The organism is Agromyces sp. Leaf222 (genome assembly GCF_001421565.1).
Lineage (GTDB): Bacteria > Actinomycetota > Actinomycetes > Actinomycetales > Microbacteriaceae > Agromyces.
This window is the reverse complement of the sequence record NZ_LMKQ01000001.1, coordinates 2,066,224-2,088,457: the sequence shown is the minus strand read 5'-3', so window position 1 is coordinate 2,088,457 and position 22,234 is coordinate 2,066,224. Positions and strand designations below refer to the sequence as shown.

The 22,234-nt window shown below is 69.7% G+C and carries 15 protein-coding genes, 1 tRNA gene and 2 pseudogenes; 2 read left to right on the top strand and 16 right to left on the bottom strand.

Going from position 1 to position 22,234, the window contains the following annotated elements; translation table 11 throughout:
- Positions 1 to 103: 103 nt before the first annotated feature.
- The 3 genes from rpsA to ASE68_RS20525 all read right to left on the bottom strand — a co-directional run bounded on the left by rpsA (position 104) and on the right by ASE68_RS20525 (position 4,280).
- On the bottom strand, positions 104 to 1,552 hold the full coding sequence (rpsA, locus tag ASE68_RS09205) for a 30S ribosomal protein S1 (protein WP_055857633.1): 1,449 nt from the start codon (positions 1,550 to 1,552) through the stop codon (positions 104 to 106).
- A 162-nt stretch (positions 1,553 to 1,714) separates the two neighbouring features.
- Entirely contained in the window at positions 1,715 to 3,382 is a 1,668-nt protein-coding gene (locus tag ASE68_RS09200) for a DUF885 domain-containing protein (RefSeq protein WP_055857632.1), read from the bottom strand.
- 109 nt (positions 3,383 to 3,491) lie between these two features.
- Positions 3,492 to 4,280 (bottom strand): DNA polymerase, encoded by a 789-nt coding sequence (locus tag ASE68_RS20525; RefSeq protein ID WP_200921762.1) that lies wholly within the window; start codon positions 4,278 to 4,280, stop codon positions 3,492 to 3,494.
- An 80-nt stretch (positions 4,281 to 4,360) separates the two neighbouring features.
- On the opposite strand from ASE68_RS20525, the pseudogene ASE68_RS20185 reads away from it, so the two are divergent.
- Positions 4,361 to 4,444 (top strand): annotated as a pseudogene (locus tag ASE68_RS20185).
- Between the two features lie 988 nt (positions 4,445 to 5,432).
- Here the strand turns inward: ASE68_RS20185 and ASE68_RS20885 are convergent.
- Both ASE68_RS20885 and ASE68_RS09190 read right to left on the bottom strand, forming a co-directional pair.
- A pseudogene (locus ASE68_RS20885) lies at positions 5,433 to 6,149 on the bottom strand (5'-3' exonuclease H3TH domain-containing protein); the annotation flags it as partial.
- 130 nt (positions 6,150 to 6,279) lie between these two features.
- The gene (locus tag ASE68_RS09190; protein WP_055857627.1) at positions 6,280 to 6,885 is read right to left on the bottom strand and encodes an ANTAR domain-containing response regulator; all 606 of its coding nucleotides are present in this window, start codon (positions 6,883 to 6,885) and stop codon (positions 6,280 to 6,282) included.
- Between the two features lie 36 nt (positions 6,886 to 6,921).
- Between ASE68_RS09190 and ASE68_RS09185 the strand changes: the two genes are divergently transcribed.
- Positions 6,922 to 7,007: transfer RNA gene (locus ASE68_RS09185), tRNA-Leu, on the top strand.
- A 26-nt stretch (positions 7,008 to 7,033) separates the two neighbouring features.
- On the opposite strand, the gene ASE68_RS09180 is transcribed toward ASE68_RS09185, so the two are convergent.
- The 11 genes from ASE68_RS09180 to ASE68_RS09130 all read right to left on the bottom strand — a co-directional run bounded on the left by ASE68_RS09180 (position 7,034) and on the right by ASE68_RS09130 (position 22,223).
- Positions 7,034 to 7,951, bottom strand: a complete 918-nt coding sequence (locus tag ASE68_RS09180) for an alpha/beta fold hydrolase (protein ID WP_200921740.1) — start codon at positions 7,949 to 7,951, stop codon at positions 7,034 to 7,036.
- A gap of 178 nt (positions 7,952 to 8,129) precedes the next feature.
- Positions 8,130 to 9,545: a pyruvate kinase gene (gene pyk, locus ASE68_RS09175; RefSeq protein ID WP_055857625.1), complete on the bottom strand. Its 1,416-nt coding sequence runs from the start codon at positions 9,543 to 9,545 to the stop codon at positions 8,130 to 8,132.
- A 76-nt stretch (positions 9,546 to 9,621) separates the two neighbouring features.
- Positions 9,622 to 11,079: a glutamate synthase subunit beta gene (locus tag ASE68_RS09170; protein WP_055857623.1), complete on the bottom strand. Its 1,458-nt coding sequence runs from the start codon at positions 11,077 to 11,079 to the stop codon at positions 9,622 to 9,624.
- Positions 11,072 to 15,598, bottom strand: a complete 4,527-nt coding sequence (gene gltB, locus ASE68_RS09165; RefSeq protein ID WP_082462141.1) for a glutamate synthase large subunit — start codon at positions 15,596 to 15,598, stop codon at positions 11,072 to 11,074. Before gltB ends, ASE68_RS09170 begins: the two co-directional genes overlap by 8 nt.
- A gap of 161 nt (positions 15,599 to 15,759) precedes the next feature.
- Positions 15,760 to 16,758: a prolipoprotein diacylglyceryl transferase gene (gene lgt / locus ASE68_RS09160; RefSeq protein WP_055857619.1), complete on the bottom strand. Its 999-nt coding sequence runs from the start codon at positions 16,756 to 16,758 to the stop codon at positions 15,760 to 15,762.
- A gap of 56 nt (positions 16,759 to 16,814) precedes the next feature.
- Positions 16,815 to 17,600: a tryptophan synthase subunit alpha gene (gene trpA, locus ASE68_RS09155; RefSeq protein WP_055857616.1), complete on the bottom strand. Its 786-nt coding sequence runs from the start codon at positions 17,598 to 17,600 to the stop codon at positions 16,815 to 16,817.
- Positions 17,597 to 18,805 (bottom strand): tryptophan synthase subunit beta, encoded by a 1,209-nt coding sequence (gene trpB / locus ASE68_RS09150; protein ID WP_055857614.1) that lies wholly within the window; start codon positions 18,803 to 18,805, stop codon positions 17,597 to 17,599. The genes trpA and trpB overlap by 4 nt, the downstream gene beginning before the upstream one ends.
- A gap of 1 nt (position 18,806) precedes the next feature.
- A complete protein-coding gene (gene trpC, locus ASE68_RS09145) occupies positions 18,807 to 19,577 on the bottom strand; it encodes an indole-3-glycerol phosphate synthase TrpC (RefSeq protein WP_055857612.1) in 771 nt (256 codons plus the stop codon).
- A 3-nt stretch (positions 19,578 to 19,580) separates the two neighbouring features.
- The gene (locus ASE68_RS09140; protein WP_055857610.1) at positions 19,581 to 19,811 is read right to left on the bottom strand and encodes a DUF6704 family protein; all 231 of its coding nucleotides are present in this window, start codon (positions 19,809 to 19,811) and stop codon (positions 19,581 to 19,583) included.
- A gap of 34 nt (positions 19,812 to 19,845) precedes the next feature.
- Complete coding sequence (locus ASE68_RS09135) at positions 19,846 to 20,700, bottom strand: Trp biosynthesis-associated membrane protein (RefSeq protein WP_055857608.1); 855 nt, start codon at positions 20,698 to 20,700, stop codon at positions 19,846 to 19,848.
- Positions 20,697 to 22,223: an anthranilate synthase component I gene (locus ASE68_RS09130; RefSeq protein ID WP_055857606.1), complete on the bottom strand. Its 1,527-nt coding sequence runs from the start codon at positions 22,221 to 22,223 to the stop codon at positions 20,697 to 20,699. The genes ASE68_RS09135 and ASE68_RS09130 overlap by 4 nt, the downstream gene beginning before the upstream one ends.
- Positions 22,224 to 22,234: the final 11 nt, after the last annotated feature.

The following is a 22,234-nucleotide window of genomic DNA, read 5'->3' as shown; positions in this document are numbered from 1 at the left end:
CGGAGCAGGGTGCGGTGCGCGGGCGCCGGCGGTGCGGGGGGGGGAAAACGCCGGAAGGCCGGCCCCCGAGGGGACCGGCCTTCCGAGTGCGGAACGATCCGAACTAGTTGCTGGACAGCTTCTCGCGCAGCGCAGCGAGCGAAGCGTCGTCGGCGAGGGTACCCGCGCCGGCCGTCTCGCTCGAGTACGAAGCGGTGCCCGCACCGAACGAGTCGTCGGAAGCAGCAGCAACGGCCGCCGAGGCGACCTGCTTCTTGTGCGCTTCCCAACGCTCCTGAGCGGCAGCGTAGTCCTGCTCCCACTTCTCGCGCTGGGCCTCGAAGCCTTCGCGCCACTCGTTGGTCTCGGGGTCGAAGCCCTCCGGGTACTTGTAGTTGCCCTGCTCGTCGTACTCCGTGAGCATGCCGTAGAGCGCCGGGTCGAACTCGGTGCCCTCGGGGTCGACGCCCTCGTTCGCCTGCTTCAGCGAGAGCGAGATGCGGCGACGCTCGAGGTCGATGTCGATGACCTTGACGAAGACCTCTTCGCCGACCGACACGACCTGCTCTGCGAGCTCGACGTGCTTGCCGGACAGCTCCGAGATGTGCACGAGGCCCTCGATGCCGTCTGCGACGCGAACGAACGCACCGAACGGAACGAGCTTGGTGACCTTACCCGGTGCGACCTGGCCGATCGCGTGGGTACGGGCGAACACCTGCCACGGGTCCTCCTGCGTCGCCTTGAGCGACAGCGAGACGCGCTCGCGGTCGAGCTCGACGGAGAGCACCTCGACGGTGACCTCCTGGCCGACCTCGACGACCTCGCTGGCGTGCTCGATGTGCTTCCACGAGAGCTCGGAGACGTGCACGAGACCGTCGACGCCACCGAGGTCGACGAACGCACCGAAGTTGACGATCGACGAGATGACACCCTTGCGGATCTGGCCCGGGTGCAGGTTGGCGAGGAAGGTCGAACGCGACTCGGACTGCGTCTGCTCGAGAAGCGCGCGGCGCGAGAGCACGACGTTGTTGCGGTTCTTGTCGAGCTCGAGGATCTTCGCCTCGATCTCCTGGCCGAGGTACGGCGTGAGGTCGCGCACGCGGCGGAGCTCGATGAGCGACGCCGGGAGGAAGCCACGGAGACCGATGTCGACGATCAGGCCGCCCTTGACGACCTCGATGACCGTACCGGTCACGACGCCATCGGCTTCCTTGATCTTCTCCACGTCGCCCCATGCGCGCTCGTACTGCGCACGCTTCTTCGACAGGATGAGGCGGCCTTCCTTGTCCTCCTTCTGGAGAACGAGCGCCTCGACGGTGTCGCCGACGCCGACGACCTCGCTGGGGTCGACATCATGCTTGATGGAAAGCTCACGCGAGGGGATGACACCCTCGGTCTTGTAGCCGACGTCGAGGAGGACCTCGTCGCGGTCGATCTTCACGACGGTACCCTCGATGAGGTCGCCGTCGTTGAAGAACTTCAAAGTCTTCTCGACCGCGGCGAGGAAATCGTCAGCAGATCCGATGTCGTTGATAGCGACCTGCTTGGGTGCCTTGGTCGTTGCGGTTGTCATGTAGTGAATGCTCCGTAAAGGACAGAATCGAGCCCATCGCGCGGGAGAGCGTTGTGTTGGTTCCGCGATGGGCATGCGGACAGGATCGTCACAGAAGTGACAATCCATCCTAGCGGACTCGGAGCGGGCACGGCAAGCCGGGCGCCTCGCACCGCTGCACGTTCAGCCGAGCAGGCTCCTGCGCAGCGTGTCGAGCCCGACTCCCCCGAGGTCGAGCGCACGGCGGTGGAACTCCTTGATGTCGAACTCCGCGCCCTCGCGTCGCTTCGCGTCGTCGCGCAGCTGCTCCCAGATGCGCTGGCCGACCTTGTACGACGGAGCCTGACCCGGCCACCCCAGGTAGCGGTTGACCTCGAAGTCCACGAAGCCCTGGTTCATGTTCACGTTCGCCCCGAGGAACTCGAACGCGTAGTCGCCGGTCCAGACGCCCTCGCCGTCGGGGCGCTGCTTGCCGAGGTGCACGCCGATGTCGAGCACCACGCGGGCCGCACGCATGCGCTGCCCGTCGAGCATGCCGAGCCGGTCGGCCGGGTCGTCGAGGTAGCCGAGGTCCTGCATGAGTCGCTCGGCGTAGAGCGCCCACCCTTCGGCATGACCCGAGGAACCGGCGAGTTGGCGACGCCAGGTGTTCAGCTTCGCGCGGTTCACGACCGCCTGGCCGATCTGCAGGTGATGCCCCGGAACGCCCTCGTGGTACACGGTCGTGAGCTCGCGCCACGTGTCGAACTCGGTCACGCCCTCTGGCACCGACCACCACATGCGCCCGGGACGGCTGAAGTCGTCGCTCGGACCGGTGTAGTAGATGCCGCCGGACTGGGTCGGCGCGATCATGCACTCGAGCGTGCGGATCTGTTGCGGGATGTCGAACTGGGTCGCGCCGAGCTCGGCCACCGCCCGATCGCTGACCTCCTGCATCCATCGCTGCAGCGCCTCGGTGCCCTGGAGCTTCCGGCTCACGTCGCCGTCGAGGAACGCGATCGCCTCGGCGACGGATGCCCCGGGCACGATCTCCCCGGCGACCGCCTCCTGCTCGGCGACCATGCGTGCGAGTTCCTCGATGCCCCACTCGTAGGTCTCGTCGAGATCGATGACGGCACCGAGGAAGTGCCGCGACTGCAGCTCGTAGATCTCCCGGCCGACCGCGTCGGCCTCGCCTGCTGCGGGCAGGAGGTCGTGCTCGAGAAATGTCGCGAGCCGCCCGTACGCCGCACCCGCGCCGCCTGCTCGAACGTCGAGATCGGCTCGAAGCGTGGCCGGCAGGCTCTCGGGCGCCGACCGCACGAACTCGGCGAAGAAGCCGTCGGCGGCTTCGAGCTTCCGTGCCTGCACGGCCACCTCGCGCACCTGGCGCTTCGCGGGAACGGTGCCGCGCTCGATGCCGAGCCGAAGGGTCCGGATGTAGCCGTCGACCGCCGCCGGGAGGGCGTCGAGACGCGTGGAGACCGTGGCCCAGTCGTCGGTGTCGTCGGTCGACATCAGGTCGAAGACCTCGCGCAGGTCCTGCGCCGGGCTCGCGATGACGTTGAGGTCGCGCAACGGCAGGCCGGCCTCGTGCGCCTCGACGTCGAGCGCGAGCTCGGATCGGAGATCGGTGAGCGTGACGGTGTCGACATCGTCGACGGGTGTCGCGGCATCGAGCTGCGCGATCGTGCGGCGCTTGGCCTCGAGCACGCGGTCGAGACCCTCGGGCGAGTAGTCGCCGAACCGGGCGTCGGCCTCCCTGCGCCCGATGTAGGTGCCGAGTGTCGGGCTCAGTTCGACGATGGTGTCGACCCAGTCCTCGGCGATCCGATCGATCTCGGTGGGGGTGCGCTGCTCGCTCGATGCCATGACTCCGAGCCTATGACACGGCGCGCGAGCGCACCGGATCACCGACGAACGCCGCGCCCACCGCCTTGGGGTGCGGCGCGCCGACGAGGCGTCCGCACGTCGCACCCGATCAGTGCGCCGCGTGCTCCCAGTCGCGCCCGCGTCCGACCGAGACGTCGAGCGGCACGAGCAGGTCGGCCGCCGTGGCCATGCGGTCGCGCACGACCGTCTCGAGCGTCTCGGACTCGCCGTCGGCGACCTCGAAGATGAGCTCGTCGTGCACCGTGAGCAGCATGCGGCTCGACATGCCGCGCGCGGCGAGCTCGGCCTCGACCGTGGTCATGGCGATCTTCATGATGTCGGCCGCCGAACCCTGGATCGGCGAGTTGAGCGCCGCGCGCTCCGCATTCTCGCGGTGCACGCGGTTCGGGCTCGTCAGGTCGGGGAACGGACGGCGACGACCGAAGATCGTCTCGGTGTACCCGTCGATGCGCGCCTGCTCGACGACGCCGCGCAGGTAGTCGCGCACCGCGCCGAACCGCTCGAAGTACTCCTTCATGAGCTGGGTCGCCTCGGCACGATCGATGCGGAGCTGCTTCGAGAGCCCGAACGCACTGAGCCCGTAGGCCAGGCCGTACGACATCGCCTTCACCTTCGTGCGCATCAGCGGCGTGACGTCGGTCGGGTCGACCGAGAAGACGCGCGCGCCGACGAACCGGTGCAGGTCTTCACCGGCGTTGAACGCCTCGATGAGGCCGGGGTCGCCGGAGAGGTGCGCCATGATGCGCATCTCGATCTGCGAGTAGTCGGCCGTCATCAGCTCGACGTAGTCGTCGCCGTGCCGGAACGCCTTGCGGATGCGCCTGCCGTCTTCGGTGCGCGTCGGGATGTTCTGCAGGTTCGGGTCGTTCGAGGACATGCGGCCCGTCGCTGCGCCGATCTGGCCGTACGAGGTGTGGATGCGGCCGTCGGCGGCGATCGACTTGTCGAGCGATTCGACGATCTGGCGGAGCTTGGTCGCATCGCGGTGCTCGAGCAGGAACCCGAGGAACGGGTGCGGGTTCGACTCCTGCAGGTCGGCCAAGGCGCTCGCATCGGTCGTGTAGCCGGTCTTCGTTGCGCGCGTCTTCGGCATGGCGAGCTGGTCGAAGAGCACCTCCTGGAGCTGCTTCGGCGAGCCGAGGTTCACCTCGCGGCCGATCTCGGCGTACGCGGCGGCGGCGAGGGCGGCCGCACGGTCGCCGAGCTCCGACGAGAGCGCCGACAGCTCGCCGTGATCGACGGTGACGCCGCGCAGTTCCATGGCCGCGAGCACCGGCACGAGCGGCATCTCGACCTCGGCGAGCAGCACGCGGGTGTTCTCGGGCAGCGCCCGCAGGATCACGGGTGCCAGGCGCAGGGTGTACCAGGCGAACTCGGGTGCTCCGGCGTCGGATCCCTCTTCTGGCACCAGGAGCGAGGGGTCGGCCTGCGGAAGGGTCTCGCCGAGGTGCACGTCGACGAGGTCGGCGAGGGAGCGCTCGGTGAGGTTCGGGCGGAGCAGCCAGCCGGCCACGAGCGTGTCGAGCACGAGCCCGTCGACCTCGAGGCCCGACCGGGAAGCGGCCTTCACCTGACCCTTCGCGTCGGTCATGACCTTGGGCGACGCACTCGCCAGCCATCGGTCGAAGGGTGCCACGGCCTCGTCGCCGGCGCGCCACGACAGGCGCACGCTCTCGGTCGAGGTCGCGATGCCCGCACCGATGACCACGCCGTCGAGCACGTCGAGGCTGAGGCCGAGGCCCGCAGGTTCGGCCGCGGCCGCACGTTCGAGCCAGTCGGCCAGCGCGTCGCCCGTGAGCGCCTGCGAAGCGGGAGCCTGCGGTGCGGCGACGCCGGGCGTCTCCGACTCGGCGGGGCCCGCGCCCGCCCCGGCGACGGCGGCGGGCGCATCGACGAGCTTCGCGAGGCGTTCGAGCAGCGTGCGGAACTCGAGTCGCTCGAACAGCGGTCGCACCTCGTCGAGCACGATCGGCTTCGCCTCGAGGGAATCGAGCTCGACGTCGAGCTCGACATCGGTCACCAGCCGGTTCAGACGGCGGTTGCGCACCGCGTTCTCGCGCTGGTCGCGCAGGTTCTGGCCGACGACGCCCTTGATCTCGTCGGCGTGCTCGAGGATGCCGTCGAGATCGCCGTACAGGCCGAGCCACTTCACGGCGGTCTTCTCGCCGACCTTCGAGATGCCGATCAGGTTGTCGCTGGATTCGCCGACGAGGGCCGCGACATCGGGGTACTGCTCGGGCCGGATGCCGTAGCGCTCGGTGACCGCCGCGGGGTCGTAGCGCTTGAGCTGCGAGACGCCCTGGGTGTTCGGGTAGAGCAGGGTGACGTCGTCGTTCACGAGCTGGATCGTGTCGCGGTCGCCCGAGACGAGGAGCACCCGATAGCCGTCGGCGCGACCGCGCGCCGCGAGCGTCGCGAGGATGTCGTCGGCCTCGAAGTCCTCCTTCTCGAGGGTCGTGATGCCCATGGCCTGCAGCGCCTCTTGGAGCAGCGGCACCTGGCCCTTGAACTCGACCGGCGTCTCACCGCGGGTGCCCTTGTACTCGGGGTACTCGCGGGTGCGGAAGGAGGCTCGCGACATGTCGAACGCGACCGCGAGGTGCGTCGGGTTCTCGTTCGCGAGCAGCAGGAGCAGCATCGAGAGGAACCCGTGGATGGCGTTCGTGTGCTGCCCGTCGCGCGTGGTGAAGCTGTCGACCGGCAGTGCGTAGAACGCCCGGAATGCCAACGAGTGGCCGTCGATCACGAGAAGGGTGGGCTTGTCTGCGTCTGGCACCCGCCAAGCCTACAAGCGGCCACCGACAGCGAATCACCCCGAGACGACGGATGCCGCGACGAGGCGTCTCGTCGCGGCATCCGTCGTGCGTGCGGGTGGTCTACTTCTTCGCGGCCAACTGTTCGATGATGGCCTGCGAGACGTCCTTCATGGTGAGGCGGCGGTCCATCGAGGCCTTCTGGATCCACCGGAATGCCTCGGGCTCGGTGAGGCCCATCTTCTCGTTGAGCAAGCCCTTGGCCCGGTCGACGAGCTTGCGCGTCTCGAAGCGCTCGACGAGGTCGCCGACCTCGGCCTCGAGTGCGATGATCTGGGCGTACCGGGCGAGGGCGATCTCGATGGCCGGCAGCAGGTCGTTCGGGGTGAACGGCTTGACGACGTAGGCGAGGGCTCCCGCCTCACTCGCCCGCTCGACGAGCTCCTTCTGGCTGAACGCCGTGAGCAGCACCACCGGGGCGATGTGGCCCTTCGAGAGGCGCTCGGCCGCCGAGATGCCGTCGAGCTGGGGCATCTTCACGTCCATGATGACGAGGTCGGGGCGGAGCTCGGTGGCGAGCTGGACCGCAGTCTCGCCGTCACCGGCCTCACCGACGACCTCGAAGCCGTTGTCGCGGAGGATCTCGACGATGTCGAGTCGGATCAGCGACTCGTCCTCTGCCACGACGACGCGGCGAGGGGCCGACTGGGTCTGTTCCGTGTCTGTCACGGAGGAAAGCCTACGGTATTCTGAGCGAGGCCTCTGGCCGGTGTGGCGGAATGGCAGACGCGGAGCACTCAAAATGCTTTGCCCGAAAGGGCGTGTGGGTTCGACCCCCACCACCGGCACCATCGCATCGCGTTCTCGCGATGCGCGATCAATCGGAACGCGCGGGCGGATGCTGCGATCCGCGGTGGATCTCGTACAGGCGGGCATGGCCGGGCGAGTCGGGGTCGTCGACGATCGGTCGATCGGCCATGAACAGCCTGATCATGTGGGCGAGCTCGCCCGAGTGGCTGAAGTTGATCGCGTGCGCGGCGCCCTCGATCTTGGCGATGAGCACTCGGTTGTCGGTCTGGCTTGCGACCTCCTGCACGCGATCGGCGCCGGGCATCAGTGGATCCCGGTCGCCGAGCACCGCCAGGGTGGGGATGTGCAGCGCGAGCATGCGCTCCAGCGATGGGTACCGCGTGAGCGCCTTGAACATGCGCACGGTGCTCGGAACGCCGAAGCGGAGGTAGTCCGGTGTCACGACGCGCATCAGCCCCGGCGGCTCGCGGGTGCCGTCACGGCTGATCTGCCCCATCGCGCGCCGGAGCGGCTGGTTGAAGACACCGCCCGCCGGCGAGACGAGCACCGCCCGTTCGATGCGATCGGGGTGGAGATGCGCGAACTCGCAGATCACCGGGCATCCCATGGAATTGCCGACCAGCGTCACGCGCTCGATGCCGCGATCGTCGAGGAACCTCGCGGCCGCATGCGCGAGGTCGGGCACGTCGAGGGATGACGCGGCCTTGCCGCTCCGCCCGAATCCCGGCAGGTCGGGCACGAGCGTGTGGAAGTCGTCGGCGAGCCGTTCGGCGGTCGGCAGGAGGTAGCGCCCCGAGAGCCCGAACCCGTGTACGTGCATCATCGCCGGCACGCCCGACGGCGGCTCGGGCGATTCGCGGTAGAAGACGTCGACGCCGTCGACGACCGTCCAACGCTCAGCGAGCGTGGTCGTCGAGCGCTTCGGCCCGCGCCGCGCGCTCCGCTGGTTCAGGGCTCCCCCGGCCTCATCGGCCCCCGCCGGCATCCGGTCCCGCATGAGGAGAGTTTCGCACGTCGGCACCGTGCTGCGCACCCTTCGGGCTTCGCAGCGCGCGTCGCCGGCACGGTGCCTCCGACATCGGATGCCGCGGAGGGGCGATGACCGCGGGAACGACGACGGCCCGGTCGCTCCGTGAGGAGCGCCGGGCCGACGATGGGACGTGCTAGAGCACCTCGCCGACGACGTGCACGCGCACGTCGTTCGTGGTGCCGGGGATTCCGGGAGGGGAGCCGGAGATGATGACGACCTTCTCGCCCTTGGCCGCTCGGCCGGTGCGTCCGAGCGCCTCGTCGACCTGGCCGACCATCTGGTCGGTGTGGGTGACGCGCTCGACGACGAAGGACTCGACGCCCCAGTTCAGCGCCATGCGGCGACGGATCGCGGGGTCGGGCGTGAACGCGAGGATCGGGATGTCGGAGCGCAGGCGCGACATGCGACGAACCGTCTCGCCCGATTCGGTGAACACGCAGAGGTACTTCGCCTCGACGAAGTCGGCGACCTCGACGGCGGCGAGCGTGATCGCACCGGCCTGGGTGCGCGGCTTCGTGCCGAGCGGCGCGATGCGCTCGAGGCCGTGCTTCTCGGTCGACTCGACGATGCGGGCCATCGTCTGCACCGTGATGACGGGGTACTCCCCCACGCTCGTCTCGCCCGAGAGCATGACCGCGTCGGCACCGTCGAGGATCGCGTTCGCGACGTCGGAGGTCTCGGCGCGCGTGGGCACGGGGCTGTGGATCATCGACTCGAGCATCTGCGTCGCGACGATGACCGGCTTCGCCAGACGACGCGCGATCTCGACGGCACGCTTCTGCACGATCGGCACGGCCTCGAGCGGCAGCTCGACGCCCAGGTCGCCACGGGCGACCATGATCGCGTCGAACGCCTCGGTGATCTCCTCGAGGGCGTCGACGGCCTGCGGCTTCTCGATCTTCGCGACGACCGGAACACGGCGTCCGACCTCGTCCATGATCTCGTGCACGCGCTCGATGTCGGCCGCGTTGCGCACGAACGAGAGCGCGATGAGGTCGGCGCCGAGCTCGAGGCCCCACCGCAGGTCGGCCTCGTCCTTGTCGGAGAGCGCGGGCACGTTCACCGCGACGCCCGGCAGGTTGATGCCCTTGTTGTTCGAGACGGGGCCCGCGACGATGACCTTCGTGGTGACCACGACGCCATCGGTCTCGACGACCTCGACGCGCACCTTGCCGTCGTCGATGAGGAGGAAGTCACCGGCCTTCACGTCTTGGGGCAGGCCCTTGAACGTGGTGCCAACGAGCTCCTTCGTGCCGACCACGTCTTCGGTCGTGATCTTGAAGATGTCGCCCTCGGCGAGGTCGTGCGGGCCGTCGGCGAACTTGCCGAGGCGGATCTTGGGACCCTGCAGGTCGACCAGCACCGCGACGGCCTTGCCGCTGTCGTTCGCGGCCTTCCGCACGTTCTGGTAGACGCCCTCGTGCACGTCGTAGCTGCCGTGGCTGAGGTTCATCCGCGCGACGTCGACGCCCGCATCGATGATCGCCCGGATCTGCTCGTAGCTCGATGTCGCCGGCCCGAGGGTGGCGACGATCTTCGCTCGTCTCATGTGGTTGTGCTCCAAGCTGTCTCCGCGCCTGCGCGCGGGGTTGTTTTTCGGGTGACGCGCCGTCGACGCGTCGTGGTCAGATGGCGAACGCGCGAGCGGTCGCCGGCACAGGACTCGGCAGGTCGGTCTTGCCTTCAAGGTACCGGTCGACGGCGGATGCCGCAGCCCGCCCCTCGGCGATCGCCCACACGATGAGCGACTGCCCGCGCCCGGCGTCGCCGGCCACGTACACGCCGGGAAGCGAGGTCGCGTAGTCGGCTCCGCGGGCGAAGTTGCCGCGCGCGTCGGCGGGCAGTTCGAGCTGATCGTCGGTCATCTCGGTCTCGGGCCCGGTGAATCCGAGGGCGAGCAGCACGAGGTCGGCGGGGAGCTCGCGCTCGGTGCCGGCCTTGGGCACGCGGCGCCCGTCGACGAACTCGGTCTCGGCGATGCGGATCGCCCGCAGCTCGCCGTTCTCGTTCGAGACGAACTCGACGGTCGAGGCGAGGTACTGTCGCTCGCCGCCCTCTTCGTGCGCACTCTGCATCTCGAACACGGTCGGATGCATCGGCCACGGCTGGTGGTCGGGCCGGGACTCGCCCGGCTGCTTGCCGATGGCGAGGTTCGTCACCGAGAGCGCGCCCTGGCGGTGCGCGGTGCCGATGCAGTCGGCACCGGTGTCGCCGCCGCCGAGCACGATGACGTGCTTTCCCTCTGCGGTGATCTGGTCGTAGACCTGGTCGCCGGCGACTGCACGGTTCGACTGCGTGAGGTACTCCATGGCGAAGTGCACGCCCGGGAGGTCTCGGCCGGGGATGGGGAGGTCGCGCGGCACCATCGCACCCGTGGCGACCACGACGGCGTCGTAGCGCTCGCGGAGCTGCGTCCACGTGATGTCCACGCCGATGTCGACGCCCGCACGGAAGCGGGTGCCCTCGGCGGTCATCTGCGCGATGCGCAGGTCGATGTGCTTCTTCTCCATCTTGAAGTCGGGGATGCCGTAGCGCAGCAGGCCGCCGATGCGGTCGTCGCGCTCGTACACCGCGACCGTGTGCCCTGCGCGAGTCAGCTGCTGCGCGGCGGCGAGTCCGGCCGGGCCGGAGCCGACGACCGCGACGGTCTTGCCCGTGAGGCGCCCCGGGGGCTGGGGCTGCACCCAGCCGCTGCCGAACGCCTGATCGATGATCGAGACCTCGACCTGCTTGATGGTGACGGCGGGCTGGTTGATGCCCAGCACGCAGGAAGACTCGCAGGGAGCCGGGCACAGCCGCCCCGTGAACTCCGGGAAGTTGTTCGTTGCGTGCAGGCGCTCGACGGCCGCGCGGCCCTCGCCGCGGTACATCAGGTCGTTCCACTCGGGGATCAGGTTGCCGAGGGGGCAGCCCTGATGGCAGAACGGGATGCCGCAGTCCATGCAACGGCCGGCCTGACGACGCAACTGGGCGGGGTCGCCCTGCTCGTAGACCTCCTTGAAGTCCATGATGCGCACCGGCACGGGACGCCGCTTGGGCAGCTCGCGCTCGGTGACCTTCAGAAAGCCCTTCGGGTCAGCCACCCGTCACCTCCAGGATACGAGTCCAGACCACGTCGCCGTCGGGGTCGAGCCCCTCGTCGACCGCGCTCTGGCGGGTGCGGAGCACTGCGGCGTAGTCTCGCGGCAGCACCTTGGTGAAGCGCTCGAACGCAGCATCGCCTGCTTCGAGCAGGTCGGCGGCCACGGTCGAGTCGGTGTTGGCGACATGCTGCTCGAGCAGGTCGCGGACGATCTCGCGATCGGCGCTGCCGAGCGGATGCAGCTCGAGCTCGCCGGTCTTCAGCGACTCGATGTTGACGCGCTCGGAGCGGAGGTCGAGCACGTACGCCGTGCCGCCGGACATGCCGGCGCCGAGGTTGCGCCCCGTGTCGCCCAGGATCAGGGCGAGGCCGCCGGTCATGTACTCGAGCGCGTGGTCGCCCACGCCCTCGACCACCGCGGTCGCGCCGGAGTTGCGCACGAGGAACCGCTCGCCGACGATGCCGCGAATGAACATGCTGCCGCGGGTGGCGCCGTAGCCGATCACGTTGCCGGCGATCACGTTGCGCTCGGCGGCGAAGCTGCTGTCGCGGGCCGGACGCACGATGATCTGCCCGCCGGAGAGACCCTTGCCGACGTAGTCGTTCGAGTCGCCCTCGAGGCGGAGCGTGATGCCGCTCGGCAGGAACGCGCCGAGGCTCTGCCCGGCGGAGCCGGTGAGCGTGACGTCGATCGATCCGGTCGGCAGGCCGTGCTCGCCGTGGCGGACCGTGACCTCGTGGCCGAGCATCGTTCCCACCGCGCGCTCGGTGTTCTTCACGGGCAGTGCGATCTCGACGGTCGCGCCGGCTTCGAGCGCGTCGGCACTGCGGCGGATCAGCTCGTTGTCGAAGTGCTTCTCGAGCTCGTGGTCCTGCGACCGGAGGTTGCGACGGGGGTCGGAGTCCGAGAAGTCCGGTCCGACGAGCACGGGCGTCAGGTCGAGGCCGGACGCCTTCCAGTGATCGACCGCACGGTCGATGTCGAGCAGCTCACGACGACCGACGATCTCGTCGATCGAGCGGTACCCGAGTTCGGCGAGGTACTCGCGCACCTCCTGGGCGATGAACTCGAAGAAGTTCACGACGAACTCCGGCTTGCCCGTGAACCGCTTGCGCAGCTCGGGGTTCTGGGTGGCGACGCCGACCGGGCAGGTGTCGAGGTGGCAGACGCGCATCATGACGCAGCCCTGCACGACCAGCGGAGCCGTGGCGAAGCCGAACTCCTCTGCGCCGAGCAGTGCGCCGATGATCACGTCGCGCCCGGTCTTCAGCTGGCCGTCGACCTGCACGACCACGCGATCGCGCATGGCGTTCAGCATCAGCGTCTGCTGGGTCTCGGCCAGGCCGAGCTCCCACGGCGTGCCGGCATGCTTCAGCGAGTTGAGCGGGCTCGCGCCCGTTCCGCCGTCGTGGCCGGACACGAGGATGACGTCGGCCAGCGCCTTGGCGGTGCCGGCGGCGACCGCGCCGATGCCCGACTGGCTCACGAGCTTGACGTGCACTCGCGCCTCGGGGTTCGCACGCTTCAGGTCGAAGATGAGCTGCTTGAGGTCTTCGATCGAGTAGATGTCGTGGTGCGGGGGCGGCGAGATGAGGCCGACTCCCGCGGTTGCGTGACGCGTTCGGGCCACCCAGGGGTAGACCTTGGTCGGGGGCAGCTGGCCGCCCTCGCCGGGCTTCGCACCCTGTGCGAGCTTGATCTGGATGTCGTCGGCGTGCGTCAGGTACATGCTCGTGACGCCGAACCGACCGGAGGCGACCTGCTTGATCGCACTGCGGCGCTCGGGGTCGAGGAGGCGGTCGACGTCTTCCCCGCCCTCGCCGGTGTTCGACTTCGCGCCGATGCGGTTCATCGCGATCGCGAGCGACTCGTGCGCCTCCTTGGAGATCGAGCCGTAGCTCATCGCTCCCGTCGAGAAGCGCTTCACGATGGACTCGACCGATTCGACCTCGTCGATCGGCACCGCAGGACGCGTTCCGTTGCGGAGCGCGAACAGGCCACGGAGGGTCATCAGCTCTTCGGCCTGCGAGTCGACGAGCGACGTGTACTCGCGGAAGACGTCGTAGCGACGGTTGCGGGTCGAGTGCTGCAGCCGGAAGACCGTCTCGGGGTTGAAGAGGTGCGGCGATCCGTCGCGGCGCCACTGGTACTCGCCGCCGGTCGACAGCCGCTCGTGCGCGCGCACCGCGGCGTCTTCGGGGTAGGCCGCCCGATGGCGTGCGAGGTTCTCGGCCGCCACGACGTCGATGCCGACGCCGCCCAGCTTCGAGACCGTGCCCGTGAAGTACTCGGCGATGAAGTCCTGTGCGAGGCCGACAGCCTCGAAGGCCTGCGCACCGGCGTACGACGAGATGGTCGAGATGCCCATCTTGGACATGATCTTCAGCACGCCCTTGCCGAGCGCGTAGATGACGTTGCGAACGGCCTTCTCGGGCGTGACGCCCGTGATGACGCCGGCACGCACGAGGTCCTCGCAGGTCTCCATGGCGAGGTACGGGTTGACGGCGGATGCGCCGAACCCGACGAGCAGCGCCACGTGGTGCACCTCGCGAACGTCGCCGGCCTCGACCACGAGGCCGACCTCCATGCGCGTCTCGGAGCGGATCAGGTGGTGGTGCACGGCCGAGAGCATGAGCAGCGACGGGATCGGCGCGAGTTCGGCCGTCGAGTCGCGGTCGCTCAGCACGACGAAGCGCGCGCCGTCGGCGATCGCCTGGTCGGCCTCGACGCACAGCTCGTCGAGGCGCGCACGCATCGCCTCGGGGCCGTCGTCGACTCGGTAGAGGCCCTTGAGCGTCTTCGTGGTGCGCGATCCGCCGTCGCGGGGATCGATGTGCACGATCTTCGCGAGCTCGTCGTTGTCGATCACCGGGAAGTCGAGCGAGACCTGGCGGGCGTGGTCTGGCCCCTGCGCGAGCAGGTTGTGCTCGGGGCCGAGCGACGTGCCGAGCGAGGTGACGACCGCCTCGCGGATCGAGTCGAGCGGCGGGTTCGTGACCTGCGCGAACTGCTGCGTGAAGTAGTCGAAGAGCAGCCGCGGGCGCTGCGACAGCACCGCGACCGGCGTGTCCGAGCCCATGGCGCCGAGCGGTTCGGCACCTGTGCGCGCCATCGGCGCGAGCAGGATCTTCACCTCTTCCTCGGTGTAGCCGAATGTTCGCTGCCGGCGGTTGACGGATGCCGGCGGGTGCACGATGTGCTCGCGCTCGGGCAACTCCGCCAGGCGGATGCGGCCGGTGTCGAGCCAGTCGCCCCATGGTGCGGATGCCGCGAGGTCGGCCTTGATCTCGTCGTCCTCGATGAGGCGACCGGCTTCGGTGTCGACGAGGAACATGCGGCCGGGCTGCAGGCGACCCTTGCGCACGACCTTCGAGGACGCCACCTCGAGCACGCCGATCTCGCTGGCGAGCACGACGAGGCCGTCATCGGTGACGACGTAACGGCCGGGGCGGAGCCCGTTTCGGTCGAGCGTGGCACCGACGAGCGAGCCGTCGGTGAAGACGATCGCGGCGGGGCCGTCCCACGGCTCCATGAGCATGGAGTGGTATTCGTAGAACGCGCGGCGCTCGGGCGAGATCTCGGTCTGGTTCTCCCAGGCCTCGGGAACCATCATCATGATGGCGTGCGGGAGGCTGCGGCCGGCGAGCGTGAGCAGCTCCACGACCTCGTCGAACGAGGCGGAGTCGCTCGCACCCGGCGTCACGATCGGCAGGATCGGGTCGAGGTCGCCGAGCAGCTCGGACTCGAGCTGCGACTGGCGCGCCCGCATCCAGTTGCGGTTGCCCTGGATCGTGTTGATCTCGCCGTTGTGCGCGATCATGCGGAACGGCTGCGCGAGCGGCCACGACGGGAAGGTGTTCGTCGAGTACCGCGAGTGCACGAGCGCGAGCTTCGAGGCGAACCGCTCGTCGGAGAGGTCGGGGTAGAACGGCTCGAGCTGCAGCGTCGTGACCATGCCCTTGTAGACCATGGTGCGGCTCGACAGCGACATGAAGTAGAGCTCGAGTTCGCGCTCGGCGCGCTTGCGAAGGCGGAAGGCGAGACGGTCGAGCGCGATGCCCGAGAGTCGACGGCCCTGCTCGTCGGCCGAGGCCGACTGCACGAAGAGCTGGTGCACGGCTGGCATCGCCGCGCGGGCGAGCGTGCCGAGTTCTTCGGGGCGCACGGGCACCTCGCGCCAGGCGATGATGTCGAGGCCCTCGGACACGGCGATGGCGCGCAGGCCCTGCTTGATCTTCGAGCGCAGGCTCGGGTCGATCGGCAGGAAGGCGTTGCCGACGGCGTACGAGCCCTCAGCCGGCAGCTCGACGTCGACGACGGCGCGCAGGAACGCGTCGGGGATCTGCGTGATGATGCCGGCGCCGTCGCCGGTGCCGGCGTCGGAGCCGATGGCGCCGCGGTGCTCGAGGTGGCGCAGCGCCTCGAGCGCGGTCGCGATGATGTCATGCCCGGCGGTGCCGCGGAGCGTCGCGACCATCGCGAGCCCGCAGGCGTCTTTCTCGGCGGCGGGGTCGTACATGCCCTGGGCTGCGGGGATCGAACCGAACCTCGCGAAGGGTGGAGTGAGCGACACGTGTGACCGTCCTCATCTACTAGGTGGCAGCGGGGGACGACGTCGGCCCAGCGGAGAGAGTGGCGACGCTAGGTGCGGCGTCGCTTCGGAGAACGAGGCTGAAGGGCCTAGGGGGTGGTGGACCTGTGCGTGCTTGTGGCCGCGGTCTCGCCCTCGATGTTCTCACTCTCGACCTCGTTGTCGAGAGAGTCGGAGTCGGACTCAGTTTCGTCCGAGTCTAGCGCAGCGTCGGGCCCCTTCCATTCACGGCCGGGAACGTAGGGGGTGACCTCCGAACCGGTGTGACGGCGGTGCTGCACGATGAGCAGGATCACGCCGACGAGGATCGCGGCGAACGACGCCCAGACGTTGACCCGGATACCGAGGAACATCTCGCTCGGGTCGAGGCGGATCGACTCGAGGAACGATCGGCCGAGCCCGTACCAGATGAGGTACACGGCGAAGGCGCGGCCCCAGCGCATGTTGAACGCGCGCTCGAGCAGCAGGATCGCGACCACGCCGGCGATGTTCCAGATGATCTCGTACAGGAACGTCGGGTGGAACAGCGTGCCCTCGGCGAGGCCGGCGGGGAACGCCGCGTTGTCGGAGGAGATCTCGAGGCCCCAGGGCAGGTCGGTGGGTGCGCCGAAGAGCTCGTGGTTGAACCAGTTGCCGAGTCGGCCGGCGGCCTGCGCGAGCAGGAGTCCGGGGGCGAGGGCGTCGGCGAACGAGAGGAAGCGGATGCCGGTGAAGCGGCAGCCGATGAGCACACCGACCGCGCCGCCGATGAGGGCGCCGTAGATGGCGTTGCCGCCCTCCCAGATGTTCCAGATGGCGCCGGGTTCGAAGGGGTTCCAGACGTTCGCGCCCTCGAAGAAGTAGTCGCTGGGGTGCGTGAGGACATGGTAGAACCGGGCGCCGATGATGCCCAGCGGCACGGCCCAGAGGGCGATGTCGAGCACGACGCCGGGCTCGGCCCCGCGCTTGGTCAGCCGGCGCGAGGTGACGATCACGGCCAGGATGATGCCCACGAGAATGCAGATCGCGTACATGTGGATCGTGAACGGACCGACCTGGAACGACTGCCATTCGGGGGACGGGCTCGGGATGCTCAGCGGTGCGATCACGCGGACTGCTGCCTTTCGTCTGGGGCTTCGGCCACTCGGGCCTCAGTCAGCGTACTTCACTCGGAACGCGTGCCGCGCGCGAGGTCGGCGGCCAGCGCCCCTGCGGCAGCGACACCGCCGTCTGCCAGCGCCTTGACCAGCGCGGAGCCGACGATCGCGCCCTGCGCGTACGCGAGCACCTCGGCGACCTGGGCGGCCGTCGAGATGCCGACGCCGACGCAGCTGGCCTCGGCCCCGGCGTCGTCGAGACGGCCGACGAGGGTTCGCGCCGCCGCGTCGACGTCGGCGCGGGCACCCGTGATGCCCATGGTCGAGACGGCGTAGACGAATCCGCGGCTCGCCTCGACGGTGGCGGCGAGCCGGACGTCGGTGGAGGTCGGCGCCGCGAGGAACACCCGGTCGAGCCCGGTGCGCTCGGATGCGGCGATCCAGTCGGCACCCTCGTCGGGGATGAGGTCGGGCGTGATGAGCCCGGCTCCCCCGGCCGCCGCGAGGTCGTCGGCGAACCGGTCGACGCCGTACTGCACGACGGGGTTCCAGTAGGTCATCAGCAGCACCGGGGCATCCACCCGTTCGGTGACGCGTCGTACGGCCTCGAAGCCGTGCGAGAGCTTGAAGCCGTTGGCCAACGCCTGCTGCGTCGCCGCCTGGATGACGGGCCCGTCCATGACGGGATCCGAGTAGGGCAGGCCCAGCTCGAGCACGTCGACGCCGTTCTCGACGAGCGCCACCGCCGCCTCGACGCTCTCGTCGAGCGTGGGGAACCCGACCGGCAGGTAGCCGATGAGGGCACCGTTCGCCTCGTCGTTGCGGCGCCGGATGACGGGGGCGACCGTTCTCACTTGGCGTCCTCCTGGTCGTAGAGCTCGAAGTACTTCGCCGCGGTGTCCATGTCCTTGTCGCCGCGCCCCGAGAGGTTGACGAGGATCGTGGCCTCCGGTCCGAGCTCGAGGCCGAGCTGGAGCGCGCCGGCGAGGGCGTGCGCGGACTCGATCGCGGGGATGATGCCCTCGGTGCGCGTGAGCAGGCGCAGCGCCTGCATGGCCGCGTCGTCGGTCACCGGTCGGTACTCGGCACGGCCGATCGCCGAGAGCCACGAGTGCTCGGGGCCGACGCCCGGGTAGTCGAGGCCGGCGGAGATCGAGTGCGACTCGATCGTCTGGCCGTCTTCGTCTTGCAGCATGTAGCTGCGGGCGCCGTGGAGGACGCCGGGGCGGCCCTTGCTGATCGTCGCGGCGTGGCGTGGCGTCTCGACGCCTTCTCCGCCGGCCTCGAACCCGTAGATCTTCACCTCGGCGTCGTCGAGGAACGCGTGGAACAGGCCGATGGCGTTCGAGCCGCCGCCGACGCACGCGACGACCGCCGTGGGCAGCGCGCCCGTGAGATCGAGCACCTGCTGACGCGCCTCCTCGCCGATGATCTTCTGGAAGTCGCGCACCATCTCGGGGAACGGGTGCGGCCCCGCGACGGTGCCGAAGATGTAGTTGGTGGTCTCGACGTTCGTGACCCAGTCGCGCATGGCGTCGTTGATCGCGTCTTTCAGGGTGCGCGAGCCGGTCTTCACGGCGATGACCTCGGCGCCGAGCAGGCGCATGCGGGCGACGTTGAGCGCCTGGCGCTCGGTGTCCACCTCGCCCATGTAGATGGTGCACTCGAGGTCGAAGAGCGCCGCCGCCGTCGCCGTGGCGACGCCGTGCTGGCCTGCGCCGGTCTCGGCGATGACGCGTGACTTGCCGATGCGCTTCGTGAGCAGCGCCTGGCCGAGCACGTTGTTGATCTTGTGCGAGCCCGTGTGGTTGAGGTCTTCACGCTTCAGGATGATGCGCGCACCACCGGCGTGCTTCGCGAAGCGCGGCACCTCGGTGATGATCGACGGGCGCCCCGTGTAGCTGCGCCCGAGCTCCGCGAGTTCCTCGGCGAACGTCGGATCGAGCTTCGCGAGGTCGTATGCCTCGCCGAGCTGGTCGAGGGCGGCGATCAGGGACTCGGGCACGAAGCGCCCACCGAACTCGCCGAAGTACGGACCGGTCTGCGCTCTGAGCGCCATGTCACACCGCCAGGAATGCTGAGAGGTTGGCCATCGGGTCGCCCGTGACGAGCGCCTCGCCCACGAGGACGGCGTCGGCGCCGGACGCGCGGTAGTGCGCGACATCCGCCGCGGAGAGCACCGCGGACTCGGCGACGCGGATGGCATCTGAGGGGAATCGGTCAGCGAGCCGGCCGAAGAGGTCGCGATCGAGCTCGAACGTCGAGAGATCGCGGGCGTTGACGCCGATCAGGCGCGCACCGAGGGCCTTCGCCCGCTCGAGCTCGTCGGCGGAATGCGTCTCGACGAGCGCCGTCATGCCGAGCGAGCCGATGAGCTCGTGGAGCTCGTGGAGCGTGGCGTCGTCGAGGGCCGCTACGATCAGCAGCACCAGGTCCGCACCGGCCGCGCGCGCCTCGAAAACCTGGTAGGGCGTGGCGATGAAGTCCTTGCGCAGCACGGGGATCGCCACCGCCGCGCGGACGTTCTCGAGGTCTTCGAGCGACCCCTTGAACTTGCGCCCCTCGGTGAGCACGCTGATGGCGCTCGCGCCGCCGAGTTCGTAGGTGCGGGCGAGTTCGGCGGGATCGTCGATGCTCGCGAGCGCGCCGCGCGACGGGCTCGCCCGCTTGATCTCGGCGATGACCTTCACGTGCTCGGCGGGCCGGAGAGCCAGCAGGGCGTCGAGCGCCGGGGCGCGATCGAGTGCGGCGCGCTCGACGACGTCGAGCGGCCTGGATTCACGGCGTGCGAGTGCGTCGGCGACCGAGTTCGCCGTCAGGTCGGCGAGCACGCGTCAGTGGGCCTTCGCGGCGACCTTGTCGCCCCCGACGCCGTAGCCGGCGCGGGCGAGCAGCCAGCCGACGAGCAGGCCGATGAGCACGATGCCCGCCGAGGCCCAGACGAGCCACACGATCTCGAACCAGAAGGCGAACGTGCCGACGGTGAAGCCGACGAGCATGATGATGACGGCGATCCACGCCGCGGGCGAGTGTCCGTGGCCGGGGTCTGCGGTCTCAGTGCTCATGTTGCTCCTTCGTGCTGGGGGTTTCGCCGCAAGTCTAGCGGCTGGGTTCGGTGGGGCTCTCACGCCCGTCGCGGGCCGCGTCATCTTCGCGGGCCGGCCCGCCTGCGCCTGCCGGGGTGCCTGCGGCGGCGTCGTCGACGGCGTCGGCGCCGGAGTCGGCGGAGGTCTCGCCGGGCGCGCCGGCATCGTCGTCGGTGGGGTCGTCGCCTCGGCTCAGCTCGTCCCACGCGTCGACGGCGCGGTCGGAGGCACGTCGACGGGCGTCGGTCTCGGGCAGCGCGCGCTCGTCGCCCCCAGCCGCGACGACGGTGGCGGCAGCGGCGTCGGAAACGCCATCCGCATCGCCGACGTCCACGGCGCCGGCGTCAGCCAGACGTGTCGTCGAGTAGCGCCGCGACGAGCCGGGCCAGCGCCCTCCGGTCACGAGCGCCGCGATGCCGGCGAGCACGACGAGCACGCCGCCCACGACTGCGACCCACGGCCACGCGGTCGCGTCGACGGAGGCCACGAGCGAGGCCGTCGGTCCGGAACCCGCGACGCCCGTGGCATCCGTCACCGCCGGCGCCACCGCCCGCACCGGGTCTCCGATGGCGATCGAGCTCGCCAGCACGATCGAGCCCCCGAGCAGCACCTGGATCACGGCGAGCACCACGCGGATGAACGGGCCCGCGATCGCGAGCGCCGCGACGAGCGCGAGCCCGGCGAGTCCGAGCGCCGCGAGGGCCGGCGAGGCGATGCCGCCGCCGACCTCGATCGGGTCGCCTCCGCCCTGGGTCACCGGATCGACGATGCGGAGCTCGAACCAGGTCTGGCTCCAGGAGAGCAGCGCCAGCCCGGCACCGACGAGGGCGAGGAGGAGGGTGAGCGACTTCAGCCGCGAGCCGCTCACGGAATGCTCCGCAGGGCGTTCGCGATCGCGACCGCCCGCAACGGCGCCGCCGCCTTGTTGCGCGACTCCTCGAACTCCGATTCGGCGACCGAGTCGGCGACGAGTCCGGCACCGGCCTGAACCCGCGCGACTCCCCCGCTGATGGTGGCCGTGCGGATCGCGATCGCCAGGTCGGCGTCGCCGCCGAAGCCGAAGTAGCCGACGACGCCGCCGTAGAGGCCGCGCTGGGCCGGCTCGAGCTCGTCGATGATCTCGAGCGCTCGGGGCTTCGGGGCGCCCGACAGCGTGCCGGCGGGGAACGCCGCGCGGAACACGTCGACGGCGTTCGCGTTCGGCGCGAGATCGCCCTCGACCGAGGAGACGAGGTGCATGATGTGGCTGAAGCGCTCGACGCGCATGAACTCGGTGACCTCGACGGAGCCGGCGCGGCAGACCTTCGCGAGGTCGTTGCGCGCGAGGTCGACGAGCATCAGGTGCTCGGCCTGCTCCTTCGGATCGGCGATGAGCTCGGCCTCGAACTCGGCATCGGCCTCTGGCGTCGCGCCGCGCGGCTTGGATCCGGCGATCGGGTGCGTGAACACGCGCCCCTGCTGCACCTTCACGAGCGCCTCGGGCGACGAGCCCACGATGTGGATCGGCTCGCCCGCGGCATCCGACACGTGCACGAAGTACATGTACGGGCTCGGGTTCAGCGTGCGGAGCACCCGGTAGACGTCGAGCGGGTCGGCCGTGACCTCCTGCTCGAAGCGCTGCGAGATGACCACCTGGAAGACGTCGCCCTCGCGGATGTACTCGCGCGAGCGCTCGACCGCGTCGAGGAAGTCGGCCTGCTCGGTGCGATGCGTGGGGGTCGCCGCGACGTCGAGGTCGATGGTCGCGAGGTGGGCCTCTGACGGTCGCGAGAGGTCGCGCTGCATGCGGTCGAGTCGCTCCTGCGCCCCGACCCACATCTCGTCGGGCTCGTCGACCCCGTCGTTCAGCACGGATGCCACGAGCTGCACGGTGCCGGTGCGGTGGTCGATGACCGCGAGCTCGGCGACGAAGCAGAACGCCTGGCCGGGCATGTCGAAATCGGCCGGCGGGCGGTTCGGCAGGTGCTCGATCTGGCGGATCGCCTCCCACCCGATGAATCCGACGAGGCCGCCCGTGAGCGGCGCCGCGCCCGGCACGTCGTCGGAGCGCCAGCGCTCGTAGAGCGACTCGAGGGCGGCGAGCGGTTCGAGGCTCGCGGCGTCGCCGAGCGCGCGGCCGGCGTCGAGCCCGAGGCCGTGGTCGTTCCACCGCACACCGCCTTCGTGCTCGGTGAGCACGCCGTACGACGAGACCCCGACGAACGAGTAGCGCGACCAGATGCCGCCCTGCTCGGCCGACTCGAGCAGGAAGGTGCCCGGCCGGTCGCGTGCGAGCTTGCGATAGATGCCGACCGGCGTCTCGCCGTCGGCGAAGAGCTCCCGCACGACGGGCACGACGCGGCGACCGGGCAGGAGCGCAGTGAACTCGTCGAACGTGGTGGTGGCTGGCACGCGGGGACTCC